Annotated in this window: 14 protein-coding genes; 9 read left to right on the top strand and 5 right to left on the bottom strand. The window is 70.7% G+C overall.

What is annotated here, in order from left to right; all coding sequences use genetic code 11:
* Positions 1–171: 171 nt before the first annotated feature.
* The 8 genes from CIW48_RS11450 to cysG all read left to right on the top strand — a co-directional run bounded on the left by CIW48_RS11450 (position 172) and on the right by cysG (position 11,973).
* Entirely contained in the window at positions 172–759 is a 588-nt protein-coding gene (locus tag CIW48_RS11450) for an ANTAR domain-containing protein (RefSeq protein ID WP_091783942.1), read from the top strand.
* Entirely contained in the window at positions 756–1,757 is a 1,002-nt protein-coding gene (locus CIW48_RS11445; protein ID WP_149310890.1) for a CmpA/NrtA family ABC transporter substrate-binding protein, read from the top strand. Before CIW48_RS11450 ends, CIW48_RS11445 begins: the two co-directional genes overlap by 4 nt.
* Positions 1,758–1,887: 130 nt before the next feature.
* Entirely contained in the window at positions 1,888–2,064 is a 177-nt protein-coding gene (locus CIW48_RS33725; RefSeq protein WP_207105488.1) for a hypothetical protein, read from the top strand.
* Positions 2,065–2,666: 602 nt separating this feature from the next.
* On the top strand, positions 2,667–3,935 hold the full coding sequence (locus CIW48_RS11440) for an FAD-dependent oxidoreductase (protein WP_149310889.1): 1,269 nt from the start codon (positions 2,667–2,669) through the stop codon (positions 3,933–3,935).
* Between the two features lie 10 nt (positions 3,936–3,945).
* On the top strand, positions 3,946–5,763 hold the full coding sequence (locus CIW48_RS11435) for a NirA family protein (RefSeq protein WP_149310888.1): 1,818 nt from the start codon (positions 3,946–3,948) through the stop codon (positions 5,761–5,763).
* Entirely contained in the window at positions 5,760–7,364 is a 1,605-nt protein-coding gene (locus tag CIW48_RS11430; RefSeq protein ID WP_149310887.1) for a sulfite reductase subunit alpha, read from the top strand. Before CIW48_RS11435 ends, CIW48_RS11430 begins: the two co-directional genes overlap by 4 nt.
* A 174-nt stretch (positions 7,365–7,538) precedes the next feature.
* Positions 7,539–10,235 (top strand): nitrate reductase, encoded by a 2,697-nt coding sequence (locus tag CIW48_RS11425; protein ID WP_149310886.1) that lies wholly within the window; start codon positions 7,539–7,541, stop codon positions 10,233–10,235.
* 205 nt (positions 10,236–10,440) lie between these two features.
* A complete protein-coding gene (gene cysG, locus CIW48_RS11420; RefSeq protein WP_246695203.1) occupies positions 10,441–11,973 on the top strand; it encodes a siroheme synthase CysG in 1,533 nt (510 codons plus the stop codon).
* A gap of 15 nt (positions 11,974–11,988) precedes the next feature.
* Here cysG and nudC read toward each other — a convergent pair whose 3' ends face one another.
* From nudC to CIW48_RS11395, 5 genes are all read right to left on the bottom strand, one after another.
* Entirely contained in the window at positions 11,989–12,891 is a 903-nt protein-coding gene (gene nudC, locus CIW48_RS11415) for an NAD(+) diphosphatase (protein ID WP_149310885.1), read from the bottom strand.
* 7 nt (positions 12,892–12,898) lie between these two features.
* Positions 12,899–13,318: an HIT family protein gene (locus CIW48_RS11410; protein ID WP_149310884.1), complete on the bottom strand. Its 420-nt coding sequence runs from the start codon at positions 13,316–13,318 to the stop codon at positions 12,899–12,901.
* Positions 13,319–13,399: 81 nt separating this feature from the next.
* Positions 13,400–13,993, bottom strand: coding sequence for a hypothetical protein (locus CIW48_RS11405; protein WP_246695202.1), 594 nt, complete (start codon positions 13,991–13,993; stop codon positions 13,400–13,402).
* A 120-nt stretch (positions 13,994–14,113) separates the two neighbouring features.
* Complete coding sequence (locus tag CIW48_RS11400) at positions 14,114–14,977, bottom strand: universal stress protein (protein ID WP_149310882.1); 864 nt, start codon at positions 14,975–14,977, stop codon at positions 14,114–14,116.
* Between the two features lie 81 nt (positions 14,978–15,058).
* Positions 15,059–16,153, bottom strand: a complete 1,095-nt coding sequence (locus tag CIW48_RS11395; protein WP_149310881.1) for an acyltransferase — start codon at positions 16,151–16,153, stop codon at positions 15,059–15,061.
* Between the two features lie 286 nt (positions 16,154–16,439).
* Here CIW48_RS11395 and CIW48_RS11390 point away from each other — a divergent pair, with 286 nt between their 5' ends.
* Positions 16,440–17,141, top strand: coding sequence for a DUF4142 domain-containing protein (locus CIW48_RS11390; RefSeq protein ID WP_149310880.1), 702 nt, complete (start codon positions 16,440–16,442; stop codon positions 17,139–17,141).
* Positions 17,142–17,200 lie beyond the last annotated feature (59 nt).

Raw genomic sequence — 17,200 nt, 5'->3', positions numbered from 1 at the left:
GGCCAGCATTGCGGCGGAAGCTGGACCGTTTCTTTGCGCGCCGGTTACCGGCGCAGTAGAGTGGGATTCGACGTGGGCGGCCGGCCCGAGCATGGGCATGGGTCTTGCTACGATTGCCGCGGCCCGATCCGGGCAGGCCTCCAGAGAAGACTCGCCCTGTTCCGGGCCACGATGACCGAAACCAATCTCACTGTCGCCGTGATCGATCCAAGCCGTGCCCGCGCGGCCATTCTCGAAGAGGGCCTGCGGGCCGCCGGGATCGGGCGCGTGGTCGTGATCCCCGACACCGCCGATCTCATGGAGCGCGTGGCCGCGCTGAAGCCCGACGTGGTGGTGATCCATCTGGAGAGCCCGAGCCGGGACATCCTCGAACAGATGTCGGGTGTCTCCCGGCAGGTCGAGCGGCCGGTGGCGATGTTCGTCGACCGGTCGGATTCGACCATGATGCAGGCCGCCGTCGATGCCGGGATCTCCGCCTACGTGGTGGACGGGCTAAGGGCCGAGCGAATCAAGTCGATCCTCGATATCGCGATCCTGCGCTTCAATGCCTTCGCGCGGCTCCAACGCGAGCTGACGGAGGCGCGGGGTGAACTCGCCGACCGCAAGCTGATCGAGCGGGCGAAGGGCATCCTGATGAATCTGAAGGGACTTTCCGAGGACGAGGCGTACAAGCAACTGCGCCGCAAGGCCATGAACGAGAAGCGCAAGATTGCCGACATCGCCCGGGCGATCGTCACCACCGCGGACCTGCTCGGATGAGGCTCCAGCTCGGTTATGTTCCGCTCTGCGATGCGGCGCCTCTGATCGCGGCCCACGAACTGGGCTTCGCCCGGGCCGAAGGGCTTGACCTCGACCTCATAGCCGAACCGTCCTGGGCGACGCTGCGCGACCGGCTGGCACTGGGATACCTCGACGCTGCGCACATGCTGGCACCTCTGGCGTTGGCGAGCCGGCTCGCCCTGTCCGGTCCCCCTTCGGACCTGATCGTGCCGCTCCAGCTCAGCGCCAACGGCAACGCCGTCACCCTGTCTCGCACTCTCTGGAAAGCGATGGCTCCGGACAGCGAGGCTCCGGCGGATGTCGCCCGTGCCTTCGCCGGCGTCGCGGAGGCGCGGCATCGCGCCGGCAGCACCGTCACCCTTGGCACCGTCCACCCCTTCTCGTGCCACAGCTATCAGCTGCGGCTGTTCGCCGAGGCGGGCGGGCTCGATCCGGCGGCGCTCCGGACGGTCGTGGTCCCGCCCCAACATTGCGTCGAGGCTCTGGCTCGCGGTCTCGTGGACGGATTCTGCGCAGGCGCGCCCTGGAACGATGTGGCGGCCGCGGCTGGCCATGGGCGGATCGCGGTGCAGGGGAGCGCCCTGGCGCCGGATGTGGTCGAGAAGGTTCTGGCCGTCTCGGCACGGCTCGACGACGCGATTCTGCCACTGGTGCGTGCGGTCGCGCGGGCGGGACGCTGGTGCGCGGATCCGGAGAACCGGACCGAGCTGATCCATCGCCTGGGCCGCCGGACTTATCTGAACCTCGATCCGGCCCTGATCGGCCGGGCCTTTCCCGGCGATCCGGATGCACACGCCGAGACCGGTATGGGCCTCCGCCTCGGCGAGCCTGTCCAGGAGCCACGGGCGGAGCATGCCCGCTGGGTTCTGGAGCAGATGCACGCGTCGCAGCAGCTTCCCCCGCATCTGGACATCGCGGCAGCGATTAAGACCGTCTACAGACCGGATCTCTACCGTACGGCGATTGCGGATCCTTGAGGTCGGCGACACTTCATGCCGTTCGTCACCAGCTCGCTGAAACGGCTCGAACGGTGGTGGAACGCCAGGCAGGCTCGCCCGTTGTGCCTCCGCCATGCCTGGATGTCGCAAACTCGAAACTGGATCGTCGATGTCGCATCCGCGTGGGCGGGTCGAACTTCGACGCTACGTGAACCGGGGCGGCCGGGTGCCACGCGCCTGCAACGACAACCGCCGGGCCGGGGCGCATCCCGCCTGGTATTGGGCTCTCGTAGCAGGAGCGATGCCGACTTTGGGCCTCTTGGCGATGCTGTCGACGTTCCTCTAGCGAAGCGTGATGGCAAATTATTAATTCGTCTAATGTGTCCGAGAGCGAGTCAGTCTTTCGCTCCGCCGACTGTCCGGCAATTCCGTTGCGATCGACCGCTTCCCCATAACGTTCAGCAGCATAATTGCTGAGCCAATCGACTGGACGCGCCTTCTATTGGGAACGCGCTGGCGTCCTCCTCGACGCGCATCGTGGACCTGGGTCGTGATCGACCGACCGTAGCCGCTGCGTCCTTCCTCTACTCCTCCCCGACATGTCGGGCATCGTCGCCCGTTACTGGCCACCTTGCCGGCGCGTGATCGGTTTTGTGCCGGTCCGCACAGTTTTTGTGCAGCGCCGCAACGCGTCCGCCTAGCGGCATTGGTCGCGGCGGCGTCCACCAATCCGAGAGCATCCCCAGCCCCTCGCATCGCATGCATCGGTTGGCACGGAACCTGCAAACTCCTCCTTCGTCCGTCAATGGCGACGGACAGCGCCGTCAGCGAGGCCGCTGATCCGGTTCTCCCTGAGGCTGAAGCCTGATGGGGGGACGACCGGCAGCGGCTTTTTCGTGGGCGGTCCGCCAACGACCCTGCACTCGAGGTTCCAGACGCGATCGAGCGATGGCGATATCTCCCAAGGACACACGCGGACACGACGCGCGCGCCGGGTCGGACCTGCCGCGCGAACGGCTCGTCGTCGTCGGCAACGGCATGGCCTCCCTGCGCTTCCTGGAGCGGCTGACGGAGGTTGCCCCGGGCCGCTTCGACATCACCTGCATCGGGGCCGAACCCACCGCAGCCTATAACCGGGTCCTGCTCTCCTCGCTGCTCGGCGGTGAGGTCGATGAGGCGGCCTGCGCCTTCCGCGGCCTCGACTGGTACGCGGATCACGGCATTCGCCTGATTACCGGCGCGCCGGTGACGCAGATCGACCGGGAGAACGGGCTCGTGATCGTGGGCGAGACCCACGTTCTGCCCTTCGACAAGCTGGTCCTCGCGGTCGGCTCCTTGCCGATCCGTCTGCCGAAGCCCGGTATGGACCTTCCGGGCGTCATCACCTTCCGCGACCTCGCCGACGTGGTGGCGATCCGCAAGGCGGCCGTGCAGCACGCCCGCGCCGTCGTCATCGGCGGCGGCCTCCTGGGCCTCGAGGCAGCGGTTGGGCTCGCCCGCCTCGGCGTCGAGACCACGCTGCTCCACGTCATGGACCGGCTGATGGAGCGCCAGCTCGACCACCACGCGGCCGGGCTGGTGAAGCGGGCCATGGAGGCGCGGGGCGTTCAGGTGATTCTCAAGGCCGACACCGATCGGATCGAGGGCGCGTCCGGCGTCGAGAGGCTTGTCCTGACGGACGGCACCGTGCTGCCGGCCGATCTCGTGGTGATGTCGGTGGGCGTGCGCCCGTCGGTGGCGCTGGCGAAGGAAGCGGGATTGACGATCGGCCGGGGCATCACGGTCGATGATCGGATGACGACGTCGGACGCGCGCATCTTCGCCCTGGGCGAATGCGCCGAGCACCGGGGCCAGATCTATGGCCTGGTGGAGCCGGCCTACGAGCACGCTGAGACGCTGGCCCGCCATCTCTCCGGTCAGCCAGCCGAGTACCGGGGTACGGCTTTGTCCACGAGCCTGAAGGTTTCGGGCCTGCCGGTCTTCTCGGCCGGGATCGTGGACACGCCCGACGACGCCGAAGCGATCGTCCTCTCGGATCCCGGCGCCGGCCTCTACCGCAAGCTGCTGGTGCGCGAGGGTCGGCTGATCGGTGCGGTGTTCGTCGGCGACATCGCCGAGCAGGGCGCCTGCAAGGAGCTGATCCGCTCCGGTGATCCGATCACGAATGTGGACGACTTGATGTTCGGGCGCGCCGCGCCCGAGCCGCTGGCTGCTTGAGGAGGCGCGGATGTCCCAGACCACCACCCAGACCGCCCCCGGCGCATTCGAGGCCGAGCAGAAGCGCTACCTCGAGGGCTTCGCCTCCGGCATTGCTGCCGTCCGCCTGACCGGTGGCCTCGCCTCGGGCGGGGCCGGGGCGGCCGCGCCGCCCGCCGAGCCTACGGGCCCGGATGCGATCCACATCAAGGCGCAGGACCGGACCGTCAAGGAGGGCGGCAAGCTCTGCGAGCAGGAGAAGTGGAAGCGCGCCGAAAACCCCTTCGACGGCCATAACCGCCTGATCCAGGAGGCCGCCGCCGGCAAGCAGCCGAAGCCCGAAGACAATTTCCGCTGGCGCTACCACGGCCTGTTCTGGGTCGCCCCAAACCAGGTCTCCTATATGTGCCGGCTGCGGATCCCGAACGGGATCCTGCACCATTGGCAGTTCGCGGGCGTCGCCGACCTCGCCGATGAACACGGCGGCGGCTACGTCCACGTGACGACCCGGGCGAACCTGCAGGTGCGGGAGATCAGTCCCGAGCACGCCCAGCCCTTCCTCGACGGGCTGACCGATATCGGCCTCACCGCCCGCGGCGCGGGCGCCGACAACATCCGCAACGTCACCGGCTCGTCGACCGCCGGCATCGACGCCCAGGAGCTGCTGGACACGCGCCCGCTCGCCAAATCCTGGCACAACTGGATCCTCAACGACCGCTCGCTCTACGGCCTGCCGCGTAAGTTCAACGTCGCCTTCGACGGCAGCGGCATCATGCCGACCCTGGAGGAGACCAACGATATCGGCTTCCAGGCGGTGGAGGTTCTCGAGGGCGCTACCGTGCCGCCGGGCATCTACATGCGCCTCGTCCTCGGCGGCATCTCGGGCCACCGGGACCTCGCCCGCGACACCGGGATCGTGCTGAAGCCGGAGGATTGCAACGCGGTCGCCGACGCGATCATCCGGGTGTTCATCGAGAACGGCGACCGGACAAACCGCAACAAGAGCCGGATGAAGTACGTCCTCGACGCCTGGGGCTTCGACAAGTACCTCGCCGCCGTCGAGGAGAAGCTCGGCCGCAAGTTCGACCGGGTCGCGCCGGAGCACGTGGCGCCGCGCAAGCCCACCGATCGGTTCGCCCATGTCGGCGTCCACGCCCAGAAGCAGCCCGGCCTCAACTGGATCGGCGTGGTCCTGCCGGTCGGCAAGATGACCAGCGATCAGGTGCGGGCGCTGGCCAAGATCGCGGCCGAGTGCGGCGACGGCCAGATCCGCCTGACCGTCTGGCAGAATTTCATCTTCTCCGGGGTGCCGGACGCGAAGGTCGCCGAGGTCGAGGCCCGGGTCGAGGCGCTGGGGCTCACCACTAGGGCGGCGGGCATCCGCTCCGGCCTCGTGGCCTGCACGGGCGCGAAGGGGTGCAAGTTCGCGGCCTCCGACACCAAGGGCCACGCCCTGATCATCGCCGACCACGTCGAGCGGGCCGTGCCGAATCTCGACGTCCCGGTGAACGTCCACCTCACCGGCTGCCACCACAGCTGCGCCCAGCACTACATCGGCGATATCGGGCTGATCGGCGCGAAGGTCATCGTCTCGGAGGAGGGCGACACCGTCGAGGGCTACGACGTCGTGGTCGGCGGCGGCTTCGCCGAGAACCCGAAGATCGGCACCGAGATCTGGAAGGCCGTGAAGGCCGAGGATGCGCCGTCCCGCGTCGAGGCGCTGCTGCGCGCCTACCTCGCCCTGCGTCAGAGTCCTGAGGAAAGCTTCCAGGCCTTCACCAGCCGCACGGGCGCGGAGGCGCTCCGCGACGCCGCCGAGGACCAGCCTGCCCTGAGGGCCGCCGCATGACCCAGCACGTCTCGCCCCCCCTCGTCCTGATCCCCGAGACCGCACCCTTCAACGAGGACCAGCGCGCTTGGCTCTCGGGCTACTTCGCGGCTCTGCTCGGCCCCGCCGTCGCGGGTGCCACGGCGCTGCCCCCCGGCGAGGCGCCGGCGACCGGCCCGAAGCTGGCCGACAACGACGACGCGCCCTGGCACGACCCCTCCGTGCCGATCGGCGAGCGGATGGAGATGGCCAAGGATCGCCCCGAGCCGCAGAAGCTGATGGCCGCCATGGCCCAGCAGGATTGCGGCCAGTGCGGCTACAACTGCGCCGACTACGCCAACGCGATCTTCCTCAAGAACGAGGCGCGCCTGAACCTTTGCCAGCCCGGCGGCAAAGAGACCCTGCGCATGCTCAAGAAGCTGGACGAGGAGTTCGGCGCCGGCGGCGGCGCTCCGGCCTCTCCGAAGGCGGAGGACGATGCCCCGAAGGCGGCGGCCGATCTCGGCCCGCTCGGCTATTGCCGCGAGAACCCAGTCGAGGCGCTGTTCCTGTCCCGCCGCCGCCTCAACGATCCGGGCGGCGAGAAGGAGACGTGGCACATCGAGATCGGCCTCGACGGCACGCCGATCCAGTACGAGGTCGGCGATTCCTTGGGCCTGTTCCCCGCCAACGCCCCGGCGCTGGTCGACGCCGTGATCGCGGAACTCGGCGCCCGACCCGAGCGGGTGATCGGCGACAGGACCCTGCGTGAGCACCTGCTGATCAACTACGCGCTGGGCGCCGCGCCCGACAACCTCTACCAGCTCCTGTCACTGCTCACCTCGGGGCCGGCCCGCAAGAAGGCGCAGGCGCTCGCCTCCGGCGAGGATCCGGACGGCGATGCCGCCTATCTCGACGTGCTCGGCGCGCTCCACAAGTTCCCGGGCGCGCGGCCCGATGCCGAGGTCTTCCTCGAGGCCTTGGACGAGTTGCAGCCGCGGCTCTACTCGATCTCGTCCTCGCCGAAGATGGATGTCGGGCGCGTGTCGCTGACCGTGGACGCAGTGCGCTACAACCACCGCTCGCGGCTTCGGCTTGGCGTCGCCTCGACCCATCTGGGCGAGCGCCTGCCCGAGCAGACCAGGGTGAAGGTCTATCTTCAGAAGGCCCACGGCTTCGGCCTTCCGGCCGACCTGTCGAAGGACGTGATCATGTGTGGCCCCGGCACAGGGATCGCGCCGTTCCGCGCCTTCCTGCGCGAGCGCGCTGTCACGCAGGCGCCGGGCCGCAACTGGCTGTTCTACGGCCACCAGCGGCAGGCCTCGGACTTCTTCTACAAGGACGAGCTGAACCAGTTGAAGGACGACAAGGTGCTCACCCGCCTGTCCCTGGCGTGGTCCCGGGACGGCAAGGAGAAGACCTACGTTCAGGACCGGATGCGCGAGAACGGCGCCGAGCTGTGGAAATGGCTCGAGGGTGGCGCGCATTTCTACGTCTGCGGCGATGCCAAGCGCATGGCCAAGGACGTCGAGCGGGCGATCATCGACGTGGCGGCGCAGTTCGGCGGCAAGAGCCCGGAGGATGCGGTGGCCTACCTCGCAGCGCTCAAGAAGGCCGGACGGTATCAGGCCGACGTGTACTGAGCGCTGCGCGCGCTCCTCCCCCTTTGCGGGAGGAGCCGGAGGTGGGTGGTGCAGGATCGAGTGCAACGGCGCCTTCTGCACCACCCCCACCCCTGACCCCTCCCTGCAAGGAGAGGGGAAAAGGACGGCGCGAAGCTTGCTCCCGTCGCGGACGCCCCTTCGAGGACTCAAGCCATGACCCAGCCAGTGGCGGCGCCGACGGTGCGAACCACCTGCCCCTATTGCGGCGTCGGATGCGGCGTGCTCGCGACTCCGGATGGGCAGGGCGGCGCCACGATCGCGGGCGATGCCGAGCACCCGGCCAATTTCGGCCGCCTGTGCTCGAAGGGTTCGGCGCTGGGCGAGACGCTGTCGCTGGAGAACCGCCTGCTCCACCCGCAAGTCGACGGGACGCAGGTCTCGTGGGACGCGGCGCTCGACACGGTGACGGAGAAACTCCGCGCAGTCGCCGCGGAGCACGGGCCGGACGCGATCGCCTTCTACCTCTCTGGCCAGCTCCTCACCGAGGATTACTACGTCGCCAACAAGCTCGCGAAGGGCTTCATCGGCACGCCGCACGTGGACACCAACTCGCGGCTGTGCATGTCGAGCGCGGTCGCGGCCCATCGCCGGGCCTTCGGCTCCGACACGGTCCCGGGCTGCTACGAGGATCTCGACGAGGCCGACCTGATCGTGCTGGTCGGCTCCAACACCGCGTGGTGCCACCCGATCCTGTTCCGCCGCATGGCCGACGCGAAGGAGCGCCGCGGCACCAAGTTCGTGGTCATCGACCCCCGCCGGACCCAGACCGCGCAGGAATCCGACCTGTTCCTCGGGATCCGGCCGGGTACCGACACCGCCCTGTTCTCGGGCCTGCTGGTCTACCTGTCCGACAACGGTTTTCGCGATCGCGCTTTCATCGATTCGCACACGGCCGGCCTCGACACCGCCCTCGACCGCGCCCGCCAGATCGCCCCGGACGTGACGGCGGTCGCCGCCGCGACGGGCGTGCCGGAGGCCGACATCGCGGCCTTCTACGCCCTGTTCGCCGGCACCCGCCGGGTGGTCACGGCCTTCTCGCAGGGGGTGAACCAGTCGGCGCAGGGGACCGACAAGGGCAACAGCATCATCAACTGCCACCTCATCACCGGCCGCATCGGCGAGACCGGGATGGGGCCGTTCTCCCTGACCGGCCAGCCCAACGCCATGGGCGGGCGCGAGGTCGGGGGGCTCGCCAACATGCTGGCCGCCCACATGCACTTCACCCCGGAGGAGGTGGACCGGGTACGCCGCTACTGGGGTGCCCCGCGGATCATCACCGGCGAGGGCATGAAGGCGGTGGCGCTGTTCGAGGCGGTCAGCCGGGGCAAGATCAAGGCGCTCTGGGTGATGGGCACGAACCCGCTGGTCTCAATGCCGCGGGCCGACGCGATCCGCGAATCACTCGCGGGACTCGACCTCTATGTGGTGTCCGAGGCGGTGGCGGATTCCGACACCGCCCGGGGCCGGGGTAGGACCACCGTGCTGCTGCCCGCCCAGGCCTGGGGCGAGAAGGACGGCACCGTCACCAATTCCGAGCGGCGGATCTCGCGCCAGCGCCGCTTCCTCACGAGCCCCGGCGAGGCGCGGCCCGACTGGGCGGCGCTGTCCGACGTCGGACGCCGCCTCGGCCACGGAAGGGCCTTCGCGTTCGACTCCGCCGCGGCGATCTTCCGCGAGCATGCCGGGCTGTCGGCCTACGAGAACAACGGCACCCGCGACTTCGACCTCGGCGCGCTCGCGGAGATCAGCGACGCCGCCTACGACGTGACCCTGCCGGTGCAGTGGCCGATCCCGAAGCGCTCCGGCTTCCGGGGCGCCTCGCAGGGCAAGGCACGGCTGTTCGGCGATGGCCGGTTCTATACCTTCGACCAGCGGGCCCGCTTCGTCGCCGTACAGCCGCCCGCCCTCGCGCTCGCGGCCTCACCGGCGTTCCCGCTCATGCTCAACACCGGCCGGGTCCGCGACCACTGGCACACGATGACGCGCACCGGGAAGAGCCAGCGCCTCTCGGCGCACCGCGCCGTCCCGTTCGTCGAGGTCCATCCGGACGACGCGGCGGCCCACGGCCTCGCGGAGGGCACCATCGCCCGGCTGACGACCGCGCACGGCGCGGCCGAGCTGGAGGTGACGGTCACCGACACGGTGGTGCCGGGCAGCCTGTTCATGCCGATGCACTGGGGCGGCGCCTTCGCGTCGGAGGCCCGGGTCGGCGCGCTGGTGCGGGGCATGCCGGACCCGGTATCGGGCCAGCCCGAACTTAAAGCGACCCCGGCGGCGATCGCGCCCGTCGGCTACCGCGCCCGCGGCTTCCTGCTAACGCGTCGGCAGGTGGCGATGCCCGAGGGCTGGTGGTGGGCGCGCGCCGCGATCACCGGCGGCTGGGGCGCGCAGTTCGCCACCGCCGACAGCTCCCGGGCGGTGGCGCTGATGGTGCGCGGACTGATCCAGAGCGAGGCGCTGTCGGGCTGCGAACTGGCGGAATATGCCGACCACGCCCGCGACCGCTACCGCTGCGCGGTCTACGACGGCGACCGCCTCGTAGCCTGCCTCGCCTACGCGCCCGCCGCGGAGCGGCCGGACTGGGAGGCCGCCAAGGCTCTGTTCGCCGCCGAGGCGCCCGACGCCGCCGCGCGACGGGCGCTGCTCTCGGGCCGCGCGGCCACCGCCTCGGCCGGGCCGGTGGTCTGCGCCTGCCACGGTGTCGGCGCCGACATCATCGCCACGACCATCGCCGGGGGCGCCGGCTCCGTGGAGGCGGTGGGCGCCGCCTGCAAGGCCGGCACGAATTGCGGCTCCTGCATACCGGAGATCCGCAAGATGCTCGCTGGGCAGACCGCATGCGCCGCGTGATTTTCTGATACACTCGCCAGCGAGGACAGACCGGACCGCCCGACCAGACCACCTCATCCTGAGGTGCGGGCGCGCAGCGACCACCTCGAAGAGGCCTCCAGCCGGCCGCGCGATCCCTGGAGCCCTCCTTCGAGGCTGCTGCGCAGCACCTCAGGATCAGGGGGCGGACGGGAGAGGCCGGTTCGAGACGATTCAGGACAGGCCCGTGACCGATACTCCCCTGCGCGCAGCCCGTGCGCCTCGCGAGACCAAGGCTGCCGGCCTCGAGCCGCTGGCGGTGCTGCCCGTCTTCGTGCCGCTGCGCGGCAAACGGGTGGTGCTGGCCGGCTCCTCCGGCGGCGCGCCCTGGAAGGTGAAGGTCCTCGCCGCGGCCGGCGCCCATGTCGACGTCTACGCCCCCGAGCCCAGCGAGGAGCTGCGCGCGGTGCCGGGCGAGATCGTCGACGGGCAGGTGGTCCTGCATGAACGGGCGTGGAGCCCGGACGATCTCTGGGGCGCTGCCTTCTGCATCGGCGCCCTGGAGGACGAGGCCGAGTGCGTCGCCTTCGTGGCGGCCGCCCGCGGGGCCGGCGCCATCGTCAACGCGGTGGACCGACCGCATCTCTGCGACGTGAAGTTCGGCGCCATCGTCAACCGCTCGCCGCTCGTGGTCGGCATCTCGACCGAGGGCGCCGCCCCGGTCTTCGGCCAGACCGTGCGTGCGCGGATCGAGGCGATGCTGCCCCGCGGGTTCAGTCGGTGGGTCGCGGCCGCCCGCGACTGGCGGGACGGCGTCACCGCGCGCTTCCACGGGTTCGCCGACCGACGCTTCTTCTGGGAGCGCTTCACCGACCGGGCCTTCGCGGAGCCGGACCGCGCGCCGTCCGAAACGGACCTCGCGGAACTGCTCGGTGAAACGGAAGCCGCCCCGAAAGGCGGCGCGGTGACTCTGGTCGGAGCTGGCCCGGGGGACGCGGAGCTTCTGACCCTCAAGGCGCTGCGGGCGCTCCGCAATGCCGACGTGATCCTGTACGACGACCTCGTCGCTCCCGAGATCCTGGACTACGCCCGCCGCGAGGCCCGCACCATGCTGGTGGGCAAGACCGGACACGGCCCGTCCTGCCGCCAGGACGACATCAACGCGCTGATGGTCCAGCTCGCGCGCTCGGGGAAGCAGGTGGTGCGGCTGAAATCCGGCGACCCGCTGGTCTTTGGCCGGGCGGGCGAGGAGATCGAGGCCTGCCGGGCGGCCGGCATCCCTGTCAGCGTGGTGCCCGGCGTCTCCGCCGCGCAAGGCGCAGCGGCCAGCCTCGGCCTGTCCCTGACCCATCGCGACGCAGCGCGCCGGCTCCAGTTCGTCACGGGCCACGACCGCCGCGGCGCCCTTCCGGACGATCTGAACTGGGGCGCGCTCGCCGATCCGAGCGTCACGACGGTGGTCTACATGCCCAAGCGCACCTTGCGGGCGCTGCTGGCGCGGGCGGTGGAAGAAGGGCTGGCGCCATCGACCCCGGCGCTCCTCGTGTTCAACGCCACGCGCCCGAACCAGCAGGCCCTGCGCGGCACGGCCGCCGATCTGGCTGACCGGATCGAGGCGGCGGGGACCGACGGACCGGCGCTGCTGATGGTGGGCGAAGCCTTTGCCGAGATGCGGGGCGCTCTCCCGGTTCAGGCGGAGCAGAACGGCTCCGGTCCGTTCGGTCTGAACGACATCGACCCCACGGACAATCCGAGCCGGAGAGCCGGCAAGCCCGGCTAGCCGAGCCGCTCGGGATCAGGTCTCGCCGGCCACGAAGGCGCGCATCAGGTAGTTTGCGATCGCCATGGGCGGCGGGGCCTGGATCCCCTCAGGATGCGCACCCGCCAGCATGGCCGCGACGTCGGTCCGGGTGAACCAGCGCGCATCCTCCAGCTCGCTCGGATCGGTCACAATCGCTGCGTCGAGGCCCTCGGCGGCGCAGCCGAGCATCAGCGAGGACGGGAACGGCCAGGGCTGCGACGTCCGGTAGGTGACCGCGCCGACGCGGATCCGCGTCTCCTCGAACACCTCGCGGCGGACCGCGTCCTCGATCGTCTCGCCGGGCTCCAGGAAGCCCGCGAGGCAGGAATACATGTGCGGCCGGAAATGCGGCCCGCGGCCGAGCAGGCAGGTGTCGCCCCGGCGCACCAGCATGATCACCACCGGGTCGACCCGGGGGAAATGGTGGGCGCTGCAGCTCGGGCATTCGCGCCGAAAGCCGCCGGCCCTTGCCACGGTGGCGGTACCGCAATTGGCGCAGAAGCCGTGGCGGGCGTGCCAGTCGAGCATCGACTTGGCCACGGCGAGAAGGCCGAGCTCCTCAGCCTCCACGGCAGATTCGGTGGCGATCGACCGGAGGTCGAGGGTGCGGGTCGGCGCGGCGGCGAAGCGCTCCGCCGCTTCGGCGGGTGCGGCGGCGGCGAAGACGGGCTGCCCGTCCCGGTGCCCGAGGAAGATGCGCGTTCCGCCTTCGAGGCCGACGGCCTCCGCAGGAGCGATCAGCGCGGTCTCTCCGCGCAGCACGATCCGGTCGCCACAGATCAGAACGAGGCGGGCTTCGGCGGTGTCGAAGGCGGGCACCGACTCCTCGGGCTGCTCGGCCGAGTGGCGTACCAGGCGGTTGCGGACGAAGCCGAGGGTGTCGCGTGGATCGGTCATGCCAAGGTCAGGCCGCGGAGAAGAGAGCGCCGGCGCGCTCGAGGAGCTGGGCGCGGGCGTGGAGCGGGTAGGGCTTGCGGGTCTCGAATCCCCAGACCGGCCCCGGCCAGGCGGGATCCGAGCGGAAGCGGCCCACGATGTGGACGTGGAGTTGGGACACCACATTGCCGAGAGCGCCGATATTTACCTTGTCGGGTTTGGACAGGGCTTGCATCACCCCCGTGGCGAGGCGGGTTTCCTGCCACAGCCCCGCAGACTCGGCCTCGGAGAGGTCGGTGATCTCGGTGAGGCCGTGGCGGCGCGGTACCAGGATCAGCCACGGGAACCGGGCATCGTCCATCAGCAGCACGCGGCACAGGGCGAGGTCGCCCACTTCGGCCGTATCGGCCGCGAGGCGGGGATCGAGGGTAAAGGCTGGCTCGGTCATCGCCGACCGATGTAGCGCAGCTTCCGCTTCGGCGCGCGGATTTGCTGGGCTGTCGGTGACGCAGCGTCCCGGCCGGCCGGGTCAGAGCCCCGGCACGACGCCCTGGCGACCCACCACGATCGTCCCGGCCTCCAGCCCGCCGTCGGTGCCGGAGCGCGCAAAGATCGTCACGGCGGCGCCGGGCTGGAGCATCGCCTTCTCGCCGGGGGAGAGCTGAGTCACCGGCGTGTCCTCGGGAATCGCGAAGGAGGATTGGCCGCCCCCGTAGGCGAGCGTCAGCCGCATCGGCGTCCCCCGCTGCAGGTCAGCGACCCAGCCGGCGGTCAGGCGCGCGCCCTGCGCCGTGTCCCAGGGCTGGCTGCCCGCCTCGAAGCCGCGTTCAGAAGGCGAGTACAGCGTCACCGCGGCCGCCTGCCGCGGCACGGAGCCGGGTGCGCCGAGGACGCTGACGTAGCTCTCCGGCTTGATGCCCCGGAGGCTGGCGCCGTTGACTGCGTAGATCCGGGTGCGAGGGCTCATCCGCACGGCGAGGGTACTGCCGCTGGCGCGGCGGATGTCCAGGCGCTCCGGGTCGGCCCTGACCACGATTCCCCGGAACCGGACCGTCATCGGCTCGGCTTGTGCGCAGGGAACGGCTGCGATCGCCAGAAGGCCGGCGAGGAAGAGACGTCTCACGGGGCTGGTCACGGGGCTCCTTTCCAGGCGGCGCGCCATCCGGATGCGGGAGCCGAACGCCAAGGAGGGGCGCCGGTTCCCGGTGCGTCCCAGGAGGCAATCGGTTCGGTCGCGCTCCGCTCAATGCGCCATCAGCACTGGCATGTCGGCATGGGCGAGAACATGGCTGGTGACGCCGCCGAATATCATCTGGCGCAGGCGGCTCTGGGTGTAGGCGCCCTTGATCAGCAGGTCGCAGCCGAAGGCCTTCGCCTCAACCAGGAAAGTCTCGCCGGGCACCCGCCGGCCGGCCGGCAGGGCCCGATGCGACGCGTCCACTCCCTCGCAGGCCAGGGCCTGAGCGAGATCCTGGGCAGTCGGGCCCGGCACCATGCCGCCTTCGACGCTGAGCACCAGCACCCGCTCGGCCCGTCGCAGGAACGGCATCGCGAACGCCACCGCCCGGGCCGTCTCGGTGGATCCGTTCCAGGCGATGACCACCGCGTCCCCAAGGCTCGGGGGTGCGGTGGGCGGCGCCAGCAGGATCGGCCGGCCGCTCTCGAACAGGGCCGTCTCGAAGGTGGTCATGCGCGGGGCATTATCGGTCGTGCCTGGACGTCCGACCACCGTCGCCGAGAACAGTCGCGCATACTGGCCCAGGAATGCGTCGCCCGTGGGCACGTCCTGCCGCCAGCGGTAGCGTGGGCCGGCATCCGGCACGCGGTCCGGTATGCAGAGCCCGTCGCGGGCATGCCGCGGGATGCCGGCCCCGTCCATGAAGGCGACGAAGCGGCCGCCCGCTTCCTCGGCCTCGGCCCGGTCGGCCTCCTCGTCACGCAGCCAGGTCATGCCGCCGACCATGTCGACGGGCACGTACTCGGCAAGCGCAGGGCGCAGGGACACGCCCTCGATCAGACTACCGAAGCGCGTCGCCGCCAGCCGCGTCGTCTCGAAGACGGAGGGCAGGGCGTCGTGCATCGCGACGGGTACGAGCAGGGTCTTCATGCTGGCCTCCTCCTCGGGCCCGCGAGGCTAATCCGACCGGCCGCCCGGTGGAACCGGGGTCGACGCGGCACGCACACGGTTTTACGGCGCACCCGGATCGAGCCGCTTCCGGAGGGCGCGGGTGAGGGGCCGTTCGACGCGGCGGTGGATCGCGAGCGACGCCGCGACGCTGACCGCGAGCATCAGCGTCATGCTGCCCCAGGGATGCAGGGCAGGGGCCAGGCCGAACCGGAGCAGCCCCTCGCGCACGAGGCGCAGCGCGAACGGATGCACCAGGTAGAGGGCATAGGACGCGTCGCCGAGCCCGATGAGGCCGCGCATAGGGGATGGCAGCCGCACGACCTGCGCGACGTCGCGGGCCGGCCCGAGGGCGGCGGCCACCAGCAGGATGGCTGGCCCTCCGACGAGGAGCGGGCGCAGGCCCCCGTCGGCCTCGCCGAGGCCCGCGAGCACCCGCGCTGCCAGGACCAGCCCGAGCACGCCCAGAACCGCGAGTGCGATGCGCACGGGCAGGGCCGGCCGGAACCCTGCGCGATAGGCGAGGGCGAGTCCGGCGCCGGCGGCGAATTCGAGCACGATCGGGTTCGACCAGAAGCGCAGCGGCACCGGAAGGCCCGGCACGAGGGCGCCGACGGCCACGAGGACGGTCAGGGTCCCGCACAGCCAGGCGACGGCGCCGCGCCGGCCGAGGCCGAGGCCCGCGGCGAAAAGTACGTAGAACAGCGCCTCGTAGTTCAGGGTCCAGCCGAGGCCGTAGAGCGGCTGAATGGTGCCGTCGGGCCGGGCCGCCGGCCAGAACAGGAAGCTCGCGACGAGGGCGGAGGAATCGCGCGCCAGCGCTGCCGCCTCCCCGAGCAGATCCGGCCGCGTCAGGGCGAGGGCGAGGTAGAGCAGGCTCACCAGCCAGTAGAGAGGCACAACGCGGGCAACCCGGTGGGCGAGGAAGCGGACACGCGCGCCCGGCCGCCCGGCCAGCCGGCCACCGGCATGGACGATGACGAAGCCGGAGATGACGAAGAACAGATCGACCCCGCCCCACCAGGGCAGGAGGGTCGCGGAATCGAGCGCCGGGCCGGCTCCCCGACCGGCCATGAGCCCAACCTCGTGCCGCGCGTGGTGCCAAGCCACCATGAGGGCGGCGGCGGCGCGCAGGATCTGAACCGCGGCGAAGGTCACGGGACGCTCGCACGCCTCAACGGCCGGGCCGCACTGAATCTGCACCGGCCGCAGCGGAAGCCCGGCGAGATGGCTGTCTGCATGCCCGATCGGCGGCCCGCGCGCGGGATCGGCTCCAGTCGGGCACGACGGCGTCTGGAGCAAAAACGGCAGGAACCATAAGCCCATACCCTCGTTGACGCACCAATCCGCGAACGTGCCGGCGCCGAGTGTGTCGCCAAGCCTTCCGTGCTGCGCATGCGGCGCCTTTCCGCAGTTCGCGAGTCCATTTCGAACAGAGGTCCCAATGCTGAAGAACTACGCTGCCGCGTCCGCGCTCGTCCTGGCGCTGTCGACACCGGCCCTGGCTCAGAGCGCCAACGACTTCCGTCTGCAGTCGATGCAGGCGAACGCCTTCGAAATCCAGTCGTCTCAGATTGCCTTGTCCAAGTCGCGCAACCCGAAGATCCGCTCCTACGCCCAGGAGGCGATCCGTGACCACCGCGCCGCCAACGTGGCCCTGGCCGGCGGCCAGATGAACGGCGTTGCGGGCGATCCCGGCCTCGGCGGTCTGGTCACGGCACCGATCGCGGTGGCCGGCAGCGCCGTGGGCGCCGGCCTCGGCGCGGCGACCGGCGTGGTTGGCGGCACCCTGTCGGGCGGCCCGGTCGGCGGCCTCGAGGGCGCGGGTACCGGCGCTGCGCGCGGCGCCGCTGCGGGCGGCCAGATCGGCCGGGGCGACGTGGGGGCCACGGGTGCTTCGGCAATCGTGCCGCCGACCCCCGAGCAGCAGGCGATGCTGGCCGAGCTGTCGGCAACCCCGGCCGGCCCGCGCTTCGACCGCCTGTATGCCAACCAGCAGCTCCAGGCGCATCAGATGAGCATCGCGATGACCCAGGCCTACGCCCAGGGCGGCCCGAACCCAGCGCTGCGCAACTATGCCCAGCAGGCCCTGCCGGCCCTGGAGATGCACTACGCCCACGCCCAGCGTCTCCCGGGCGCGATGTAAGGCGGAACGCACGCGCGGCCCGGCCTCGGCCGGGTCGAACGGAGGGCGGCGGGCACGAG

Origin of the sequence: Methylobacterium sp. P1-11 (genome assembly GCF_008329595.1) — a bacterium.
Taxonomy (GTDB): Bacteria; Pseudomonadota; Alphaproteobacteria; order Rhizobiales; family Beijerinckiaceae; genus Methylobacterium.
Note: the sequence above shows the minus strand (reverse complement) of the source record. Positions and strands in the feature narration are given on the sequence as shown.